This window comes from uncultured Anaerobiospirillum sp. (assembly GCF_902485895.1).
In the GTDB taxonomy this organism is placed as follows: domain Bacteria; phylum Pseudomonadota; class Gammaproteobacteria; order Enterobacterales; family Succinivibrionaceae; genus Anaerobiospirillum; species Anaerobiospirillum succiniciproducens.
This window is the reverse complement of the sequence record NZ_CABTML010000006.1, coordinates 22106-33852: the sequence shown is the minus strand read 5'-3', so window position 1 is coordinate 33852 and position 11747 is coordinate 22106. Positions and strand designations below refer to the sequence as shown.

The 11747-nt window shown below is 43.9% G+C and carries 2 protein-coding genes; both read right to left on the bottom strand.

The features are described 5' to 3' along the window. The coding region (locus RDO37_RS00375) for a hypothetical protein (protein WP_308497725.1) at positions 1–4024 on the bottom strand (4024 nt) is incomplete at its 3' end. An 874-nt stretch (positions 4025–4898) separates the two neighbouring features. Next, the gene (locus tag RDO37_RS00370) at positions 4899–9284 is read right to left on the bottom strand and encodes an autotransporter outer membrane beta-barrel domain-containing protein (protein ID WP_308497724.1); all 4386 of its coding nucleotides are present in this window, start codon (positions 9282–9284) and stop codon (positions 4899–4901) included. Positions 9285–11747: the final 2463 nt, after the last annotated feature.

The following is an 11747-nucleotide window of genomic DNA, read 5'->3' as shown; positions in this document are numbered from 1 at the left end:
CCTCAGCGTTGAAACCGTCGGAATCAACAGACTTGTACATTGGGGTTAACCATACACCGCCGTTAGCCTGTGAGCCAGTAGCAGAGATAGAGGCAGCCTCAACACCAACAGCACCGACACGACCAAACATTGCATCAGCCATGGTGGTTACCGCAGCAACGGCAGCCTGCTGAGCACCTGCATAGGTTGCAGCGTGAGCAGTAGCGTCAATAGCCTTATAGTTTTCAGCAGCGATCAGGTTAGCAAATAAGCCGTAACCAGCAGCAGACTTTTCCTTTAACTCACCATTGAGCTTAGCAACGATAGCGTCAGCTACAGGACGGGAGATGCCATCGTAAATTGCATCAGCCTTGTCCTTGTGGAACTCGAGGTTGAAGCCGCCAGTAGTTGGATCATATGTACCTGACAGCAAGCCACCAGCATACGAAAGGGTAATACCTGTTAAGCCATCGGCAGCATCTTTACCATTACTCTTAACAGCCAACTTCAGAGCATTGTCATTTGCATCAAAGTCACCAACTAATACAACCTTTGCAGAAGGATCAGCAGTTACAGTACCGGCGTTTGCAAAATTAATTGCAGCCTCAGTCTTATTTGTGCCAAATGCGCCATCTGTCAGAACGAGAGCTGCGTTCTTACCAAGAACTAAAGTATCTTTCTTAAGAGTTGCTGGATCAGCTACTGAAGTTGTAGTTAAATTATGGTCAACTACGATACCAGCATCTTTCTTAACAATCAGAGGCTTATTGAGTGCTAATGCGTTAGCAGGGCCAGTTGCTCCATTTACAGAAGGATCAGCAAACTTGCCATCAACCATGTAGTCAGCCATTACAGACTCGAACTCTGCCTGGTCAAAACCATAGCCGAATGCTGCATTCTGACCTACAAAAATGCCGCCATTTAATACACCAACATCATCCGGTGCTGCAGTGTCCTTTAGATCCTTAACTGCAAGGATAGCAGCATCCTTTTTGTATGAAGGATCAACAAATACCTTGCTGCCAGTATTCAGCATAAGAACATCAGCGAATACAGATGCTGAAGAAGAGCCATTGCCCTCGGCATCGCCATCCTTACCAATGGTTAAGGCATTAGCGCCGAGATCAATGGTGCTAACATCAACAAATGCGTCACCAGCGATTAAGGACTCACCACCTAACTTTAAGGTACCAGCATTAACGTTACCCTCGATGGAAGAGGCACCACTAACATCTACAACGCCGGTGCCTGCATTAAGGGAGCTGCCTAGGCCAAGCTCAAGAGCGGTGGTGTATACGTTGTTAACAGTCAGTGAAGACTTGTCATTTACAGTTACACCAACTACACGGCTGTTTGCTGCCTCTGCACCGATATCGCCCTTCACAGTAACAGCAGCAGTCTTAGTTGCCTTACCAACAGTTACGTTGCCGCCATTAGCGCCTACGGTTGAGTCTACTTTAATGGAGCCAATCTCGCCAGAACCAGCTAAGGTTAAGGAGTTGCCTGCATTCTTAAATACTACATTACCAGTCTGAGCAACACCGTCCTTGACTTCGTATACGAGCTTGCCATCCTTAGCATTATTTAAGGTTAATGAAGTGTCAGTACCCATGTTAAGGGTATTACCACCTGTAACCTCTACGCTACCAACTGACTTGTTGGTGTTATCTACAGCTGTAGCAGAGTCCTGCTTTACTGATACTTTCTCGTATGCCTCAATTGCTGCGTTGTTGGATACATCGCCTAAAGCCATGCCATCCTTAGCATTGTCGATGCCGTCTACATTAACGTTGAAAAGACCCTTGAAGCCAGTACCTACTGACTGCTGAAGCTTATCAAAGTCAGCCTTTGATAAAGTGAGTTTCTCACCCTTAGCATCAACGAAGGAAATAGTGGTATTTGCATCTCCAGTGATAGCATTAGTTAAACCAGAAGCATCAAATTTAGAGTCTTTCTGGAAGTCAGCAGCCTCAAGCTTAATCTCAGAGGTGTTCTTAAGCTCAAGACCAGCAGCAGTAGCAGCGCCTAAGGTTACGGTACCACCACCTACAGTATCAATTACAGATTTAGTTGCTGTAATCTTACCTGCAGAACCTGCAGTTGAGAGATTGCCAGTAACCTTCAGGCTAGCGCCATCGGTTAGTGATAAAGCACCCTTAGTTACGGTCAGATCGCCTGAAACAGTTAAGGCAGAGCCAATTACGTTTGCCTCACCATTAGTGAGGGTCAGGCCTTGAACTTTCCAATCACCAGAATTGACTGATAATGTGCCCTTTTCAGTATCACCAAGAGTAATCTTAGAGGCCTTAACCTCATTGCCTGTAGAGTTAGCTTCACCTTCTAAAGAGATAGCGCCCTTGGCAATCTTTAACTCCTTAGTACCGTCACCAACGGTAAGAGTCTTGCCTACCTGAAGAAGGGTATCATCCGCTGCTGCTGCGGTAACAGTGAATGACTTGTCGCCAACAGTCAGCTCGTCTGCAATAATGCGAACAGTATTATCAGCATCTGCAGGGGCAAAAGTATCTTTCTTGAACTCTGCCTTTGCAGCTGAAACCGCAAATACACCTTTACCTGCTTTTGCAACATTTGTATCTACAAGACCAGTACCGTCATCCTTCAGTACACCAACGCCACCAGCAGCTAAGTTAATTGCTGTTTCAGTATCTGTAAAGTGCAATACAGCGGTATCGCCTGAGTTAGCTGCATTGGCCTTAACTTTCTTGGCATCTGCCACTAAGGTCTTGAAGGTAGCGGAACTTACATTCAGAGTAGAGGTGGCAGTTGCTGCGTCAGTTTCAATGTTTGTTACAGCGCTAGTACCAAGAGTTAAGGTAGTGCCGTTGATAGTGGCATTTCCCTTAAATACGAGCTCACCAGCGTCAGTTGTAGTAATGGTACCGCCAGAAAGGTTTGTAGTACCAACGAACGAAAGCTTCTGGGAAGTAGGAACAGTGAACTCACCGCCATTTACATTAACATTAGCGCCTGCAATACCAATGTTTAGACCTTTAGTTGCAGTGAATGTGCCTTTTTCAATTGTAATCTTCTTGCCTTTGATAGAACCTGCAGCAGTTGAAACAAAAGTACCTCCGCTAATATTAACCTGCTCAGTAGTATCACTACCTAAATCAGTTGCAGCCTTAAAATCAACTGTACCGTCAGTTACCTTGATCTTCTTACCTGACACTGCCTTAGTAGCATCAACCTTACCACCAGTAATGTTTAACTCATTAGAGGCGGTCACGGCTTCAGTTGCGGTTAAAGTGCCGCCTGCTAAATTTAAAGTGCCAGCAGTGAGTGTTCCAGTATTTGTTAATGTACCTGCTGCAATATCAATAGTACCGCCAGATAAGGTACCGGCATTATTTACAACACCATCAGTAAGAACAACTTGCTTACCGTTTAAAGCACCGCCAGCCTTAATCTCTACAGTAGCCTGATTAATGGTGATCTTACCTGCACCATCAGCTTCGCCTACTGCATTCACAGTAGCATGATTCTCAATATTGACGGCTGAATCACCTACGGTTTGCCCATCACCAAAGTTAATGGTATTAGCATTGACTGTTGCAGTCTTTTGATCATCAACACCAGCAACGATAAGTGTACCCTTTTCTGCAACAGAAAGCTCTTTAAGAGTTAGAACTGTAGGATTGCCAGCGCCAGTACCGATATCTAACTTAGCATTGGCCTTATCAGCGCCAGCTACTTTGATAGTGGAATTAGCAAGGCCAACTGTGCCTTTAATTGTATTATTAGCAGCACCAGAACTTACGGTGATAACAAATGCTTTATCGCTTGCTGCGCCGTTAGTGAGCTCAATTTTATCGTAAGCGTTTGGAGAGGTACCTACACCATCAACATTTACTGTTACGTCAGTACCCTCAGCTTTTACTGTATCATTAACAAAAGAGGCTGCCTGAGTCTGACCAGCAGCTAAAGCAGAAGCTGCGATGGCGGCTAACATGGCGATGTTTGCGTTCTTGAAGATAGCACGATATTGAGCCATTAAGAACTTAATGGCGTTATTGGTTTGCTTCATTCTTTGTAAGCTTATAAACCGAATTGCGTTGCGATTTGGAGGCTTGACTGCATATCATTGAAGATATGGCATCATATGCGTTTGTGTGATGATGCCTGTGCAGAACAAATCGCTTTTTTTGAACATGTTTGTTTGCCGCCTATACTGACTTGCATGGTCAGGACATAGTGAATGTTTGCTAGTGAAGACTATGCGTAACTTTAGGAGGGAGGTCAATTCATCAAAACATGTAGATTAGCGCTGCATTCGGCCTGTCGGCCTGCATACTCGGTAATCTATAGTCCCTATGTTTTAAAGTATGATGTCTTGCTTTTGAGCGCTAACATCAATGCACACTTAGGTTGAGACTTTTGACCAGTCTGTTTCTAGCTTTTCACTCTTTCACAAGTGTTTTGTGACTGTCTTGCTGTAGGACTTTGCAATATAGACGTGGCTTATGCTTTAGACTGGCGCATCTGAACTAGTTCGCCCCCCCCCCTAGCATATTTTCTATATGCATCATATTACAAATAGCATATTTATCTATAATTTCAAGCTACATTTCTACACATTAATGGTCAATATGAACATGATGTAGCGTTAATTTTGAAATTTTTGTTTGTCTACTTACGGTTTAAACAGTCCTAACACAGTGACAACTAGCACTATTAAATCTGCAAAACTTAATGGCAGCCGCTTACTTCGGTAATGTTCATGTAAACCAAAGATAGCAGCTTTACTCTTCTAATAACGAAAAAAGCGACCCCAACTGATGCTCTATCCCCAACATCAGTCATGATCGCTTAGTAAGACCGCGCCTAGTTCAAGGACTTGAGCTTAGAGCGCGATCTCTAGATAAGTATGGTTTTTTCAAATCAAAGCCATGAAGGCTAGATTAGAACATGTAACGGCACTGAGCGTTAACACCGAAAGCATCAGTGTTCTCAGAACCAGTGTAGTTGATACCAAATGAGGTACCGAATGCACCGTACTGAGCACCTAAGCCAACAGTTAAGCCGTACTGAACCTCATCAAGAACCTCAGCAGTTAAGTCTAAGTTCTGGTTGATGCCAGTGAAGCGGGTGGTTGAGTTAGCGTCGGTATCGCCAGTGTTGAAAGCAATAGTTAAATCAGCGCTTGGAGCTAATGACCAGCCGCCTGCAACAAATGCCTTAGATAAGGTTACGCCTAAAGGTACTGAGAAGACGTTCTGAACGTCAAAGTCAGTAGTACCAACTACACCGTTAGCAGAAGTTAAATCGTATGAATCGGTGTTCAGTCGAATGAAACGTGCGCCTAAATGTGGAGTTACATCAACAGCTGGGGTTGCAACAGTGTACTGACCGGTTACGCCCATGGTTACTGCAGTGGTGTCAGCCTTACCCTTGAGACCTAAGCCCTCAACCTCGTGAGAGATTACGGTCATGGAAGCGTCGCCAACTAAAGCAAAGTTACCAAAGCCCATTGCTGAGTAGATACCAAAGCCGTAGTAGTCGAACTCGTCCTTCAGGCCGTTACCATTGCCCTTGCCTTCAGCATCACCAGAGCCGATGTTGAATACAGCACCAAAACGCATGTTGCCGTTTACAGTATCAGCACCGAATGCTACGCCAGCAGCGTCAACGTCTGAGCCATAAGAAGCGCCCTCAGCATTGAAGCCGTCAGCGTCCATGGACTTGTACATTGGGGTTAACCATACACCGCCGTTAGCCTGTGAGCCAGTAGCAGCAATTGAGGCAGCCTCAACGCCTACGGCACCAACACGACCAAACATAGCATCAGCCATGGTGGTTACGGATACTACAGCAGCCTGCTGTGCACCAGCATAAGTTGCAGCGTGAGCTGCAGCATCAGCAGCAACACCGCTAGAATCAGTGATGTTATTAGCTACCTGAGATAAGAACTTGCCACCGATCTGGCCCTTATCAATTACACCACCCTGGTTCATGATGGCAGTCTTCAGCAGATCACGAACTGGTGCAGATACAGTTAAGAATTTGCTATCAAGCTTAGTCTTATCAACTGTAATTGAACCGATCTGACCCTTAGAATCAATCTTACCGCTCAGAACGCCATTGGCAGTTTCAAAAGCAATATCACCAGATACTGCATTTACAGTTGGACCACTACCAGCGAAGATCTGTACACCAGCGTCGTTGGCATCAAAGTCACCGTTTAAGATAACCTTTGAAGTAGCATCAGCAGTCACAGAGTTAGCTGCACCATTTGCTAAGGTTACAGCCACACCCTCGAGCTTGCCGTTAACACGCTTATAGACAGAGTCATTTACGATCAGTGCTGCATTGCCAGCCATCTGGAACTTATCAGCAGTTACACCTGTAGATAAATCAGCAGCAGTCTTAGAAGTGTCGATAAGAACACCATTGCCTGAAGCAACGTTGATAGCGTTGTTGAGGATTAAGGCACCCTTAACTGACTCTGGTGTGTTGATGAACTTGTGGTCAGCCATTAAGCCAGCCTGAGTCAGAACCTGCTCAACTTCAGCACGAGTATCGAAACCAATACCCACAGCTGAGTTTTGGCCTACAGCGATCTTGCCATCAAGTACCTGAGCATCACCGTTAGAGTCCTTTGCAGACAGATCCTTAACAGCAGCGATTGATGCTGTGTCAGTCATTGCAGGATCAACAATTAAGCTACCCTTAGCTAAAGTGAGCTTGCCAACTTCTAAAGTTGCTGAAGAAGTGGTAGTACCATCATTCTCACCAACAAAGAGGCTGCCGCTTTGCTGCAGGGTTAAGGCATCAACGTCTACTAAAGCGCCCTTTGCGATGTTAAATGTTGTTGCCTTGCCGCCACTAGTATTCAGAGTTAATGACTTAGCAGTCAAGTCGCCGAAGATTTCTGCAGATCCAGTTTGAGCGGCAGAGGACACAACAATTGCTTGACCCTTAGCAGTTAAAGAAGTTCCTTGAGCTAATGAAAGTTTGTTAGTCTTTAATTGTACTTCAGGATCTGTGTCTGCTTCTTTCTTTGCTGTTAATACAAGACCACCCTTTTGGATGTTCAGGCTAGCAATACCCTTGTCAGCACCAACAGTCTTAGCGGTAACTACACCTGCTTCCTTTGAAGAGTAGCCGATGTTGAGAGTGCCGGTAGCTGTTGTATCTGAATCAATTGCGCCAACATCGCCCTGACCAGCTAAAGTAAGATTTGCTGTACCAGAAAGAACAACATTAGCAGCACCCTTGTTATTTGAAACTAAGTGGCCGTCTTTATCAGCTTTATAAAGAACAGAAGCGGTATCATTTGCTATAGCAAGAGAACCAGAATCTGTGGTTACATTGATGTTACCAAGGAATACACTCTTATCTAAATTACCTGTAGCAGTAGTACCAGTAGCGCCATTGTATATATCGCCAGGGAGCACTTTATCGAGCTCAATCTTAGACTCGCTAGACATGCCCTTGAGACCAATTGCGTTGCCGCTAGCATCAATAAAGCTAATAAAGCCAGCAACTGCAGTGTTAGTACCGAGCTTCTCAATTAATGACTTATACTGATTTTCTGTGATCTCGAAGTTGTCCCATCCAGTAGTATCAAACATTAAGGTTGAGGTTTTGTCAGTAGCAATAGACTTCAATTCAACCTTATGCTCACCAGTGCCACTACCGTCTGTTAAAGTTGCGGTTTCACCACTTAATGAAAAGACTTGCTTAGCATTCAGCTCGAGAGTAGAACCGCTCTCAACGCTTACGGTCTTCTCAAAGCCAGAACCACCTGAAACAAGGGTCAGCTTCTTAGCACCAGAAGCATCAACATATGATGCGCCCTTGATAGTTAATAAGCCACCATCTGTTGCACTTGTTCTAGTAGTTGTGGTTAATTCGCCATTGATAACAAGTTTCGAGCCGCTATCAACAGTTGCACGGCCCTTGGTAAGGGTTAAATCATTTACAGACCAAGTACCGCCAGTTACATTTAGTTTTGCCGCGTCAGCATTGTTTGTATCAGCGTTAAGTACGATACTCTTAGCAAGTACCTCATGTTCTGCGCCTGTGCCATTTAAAACTAAAGAACCAGATTTGGCAGTTAGCACGCCATTATCAGCTAGGCCATCAACCTTCAGAGAGTTCTTAACCTCAACGACACCTTTGTCGATTGAGAAAGCATTGTTCTTACCAGCTGTTAAATTACCTACGGTAAGTTGTACGGTTGCGTCGTACTTGCCATTGCCAAAAGTAGCATGGTCTGCCTCAACAATACGATTGCCAGCTGTAAAATTGAAGTCGTTATTATCGATTGCACCATCATTGCTAAAGAGCTTGGTTAAATCTACAGCAGACTTGTCAGTTGTGCCGTCGACCTTGATCTTGTAATTTGCGCCAGCAGTACCTGCACCAGATACCATACCGCCGTCTTTAAACAGCTTATTCTCAAAGATGTCTTTAGTTACGGTAAGAGTCTGGGTCTCACCTTTTTTAGCGCCAGCGAAATCTATAGCACCCTTATTATCTAATGTAAGTTCACCACCGAAAGTAGCATCGCCGTTTAAAACTAATGAGCCACTGTTGGTGAGCTTACCACCTGTGGCGTTAAGGGTGCCGTCAATTATGAGCTTTTGAGTGTTATCAGAGATCAACTCGCCGCCAGTCATTACAACCTTACCAGCGATTGTAGATGTTGCAGCCTTACCAGAAACCTTTGCGCCATCTAAGATATTGATTGTGCTTGCAGCAATCTTTTGAGCATCATCTGCTTTATTACCTAAGGTACCTCCAGCAATGTCAACAATTGCAACATAAGTACCAGCAGCAGTACCCTCAACACCTAAGTTGATAGTACCAGCGGTAAGAGTGCCCTTCTTAAGATCAACAGTACCTTTATTAACTGATACTGTACCAAAAGTAGCCTTAGCACCTTGTGTATCGCCGATAATGAGCTTTGTACCGGCAGCATCAGCACCTTCAATGACTAATGTACCTTTTGCAGCAGTAAAAGAGCCTTTATCGGTAGCAGCGCCATTGATCTTGTTCTCATCTCCGCCCTTGATGGTTAATTTAAAGCTATTATTGTTAGCCTTGTCCTCATCGGCAGCAGCAGTTAAATCTATTTTTCCATAGGTTGGGGAAGTGCCACCAACAGTGATAGTGTCTCCTGTGGCATCACCCCAATTTGTTACAGTAAGATCATCTGCCTGTGCTTGGCCAGCTGCTAAAGCGGCAGCTGCCATAGCAGCTAACATAGCGATGTTAGCGTTCTTGAAGATAGCACGGTATTGAGCCATTAAGAACTTAATGGCGTTGTTGGTTTGCTTCATTCTATGTAAGCTTTATTGATTTGATTTGTTTGCGATTTGGAGGCTAGACTGCATTTCCTTGAGCGGAAGACATCATGTGCTTTGTTAATGATGCTGATGCAGCGCAAATCGCCTTATATATGTATGTTTGGCGTCTATAGCGACTTAGAGCAAAGACTTCATGAAAGGTTGCTAGATAAGACTATGCGTAACTTTAGGAGGGAGGTCATATACCTTAGAGTGCTGAGCATGGAACAACATAAAAGCAATAGCGCTCATTATGTTGAGTCAAGCCCTAGTCCTTATGTTTTATGGCATGACATCTTGCTTTAGGAAAGCGGACATCTTTGCAAACTTAGGATTGGTATATTGACCAGTCTTCTTCTAGCGTTTCACTTTAATCACGAGTTTTTGTGACTGTCTTGCAGAAGGATTTTTGCGATATAGACAAAGTGCATGCTTTAGTTTGGCGCATCTCAAATAAATCACCCCCCCCCCTAGCATATTTTTTATACGCATTCAATACAAAGCCTTGTGTTTTCAAGCGAATTTATAAGCATATCTACCTAGTTTTATTGCCATATAACAATAACTTTTAACAACTGTTCTTCCATGAGTGGACATTTTACTCAGCAGATAAAGGCCCTTTTGCAGGCAATCTTCCTCTTAACTACTACCTACTTATAACATTGCAATCATCATTGAATAGCTGCAAAAACCTTGTCCTTTACTTATTTTCCGGAGCTCCAGGCGTTTGTCATGCATCAATACACTGCTTTCAATGCTTATCTCATTGCAATGCATGACTTTGGTATTCACTTCATCGCAGTTACCTGCACACGCCTTTTGGCCATCACCTTGCCCATGATTGACCTTAGCATACTAGGATAGTGTTCGCTATTCGGACTCATACCTGCTCTTCACTTAGAGTTTGGTTGATCGCTTGGCGTCAGTGAAGTTTTACTAGCGCACTGTAGTACATATCTATGCCTAATGTACCACTCATGCTTACTGTGGCTATTCATAAGTCCCTCTGACAGTTGCTGCTCTCAACTCATTGCCCCCTCTCACTTGTGACTGCAGACAATGCTACTCATGCAGGCATAACTAAGAGTACTGCAGTCTTGTTTCATTTACTCAATCGCAGTGATTTTATAGTGGTGTCTCAGTAGTCATCCAATTGATTTTCTTAACATACTACCAAATTGAAACGTCACATATTTTGATTATGTTTTGTTATTGAGTCAGTAGCTTGTTTGGTGGTTTTGTGAGCGGGCGATGGGTTATTTATGGGTAGGAATGGCTTCATTTTGAGAGCGCGGCCTGAACAAACTTATACATATTGGCACTAGAGACATGGCTGCCTGACTAGGCAAGCAGTATAAGTTTGTACAGTCCGAGCCCCAGACCATCGCTGCATAGCGTAAAAAGCGAATAGCTAATGCTAGACGGCCTTGGCAAAACGAAGCCTTACACATGATTTTCGAATCGGGCACACGACACTGCGATGTTACTATGTCGTACATAGCGAACTTGGCAGTACATCGCTGCTTAGTCTTCAGACTTTTGTGTCTGTGCTATAACATCAGCACAAAGGGTGCTGCAGGTCAGCATCAGAGTCTAGCTCTAAACGATTGATGTTGACCTAAAAGTACATCCTTATGTTAAGCCTAATAAGACAACTGCAATTGCGTGGCTATAGGCTTAAATGCTTGATTGTTAGCTTAATCTTGCAGGTGTGCATCAGTACCAAACTATTTAAGCGCTAAAGCTTGTAGTTTCCACACTAAGTACTGAGCAAAAGCAAAGTTTGGTATCAAAGAGATCTTATGTTGGTTTAGATTCACTTTCTAAACTCACACCAGAGACTTTGCTTCAAAGACTGCAAAAGCAACAATAGTTAACGCGACCATCTTGCAACAAAGCGACAGATAGTCATCGTAAAGTCGTTTTTGTATTGCCCATTATGGATACGTTAATGCTCAAAACCAATGCGTGATGTCACAAAAGTGGTGCTTGCGATCCCTTGTTTTAAGATCTTTGGGTGTGATCTCACATTTTTTCGCGCTTAAGAATAATGCGTACAATTAGCTTATTTATCAAATTCATAAGTATGCAGCTGCGTTCTTAAACATTCATATCCACATACAGTGTTGTCCTATTTTGAAGCATCAGTTCTACTTTGCTTTTCTCGCCTTTAACGGCTTTTGTAGCTGTATGCCGTAACTCATATTCATGGCGCACCATCTTATTCATGACGATATGGACTTAAGCTAAGCTGAGATTACGACACGATTTGCGCCCTGCGCTGAGGGTAAAGAATTTGTTTCTTGCGCCTTGCCTACCATGCCATGTGTATTCTGATGCCTACCTTGGTATAACCATACTTCATTGCTTTGGCTTTGCAGTTATAGTGCTTTGGTGCAGCTAGCTGAGAGCTGTCGAGTCTATTTTTCTACCCTGTGGCTCAACCCTTTGTTACTG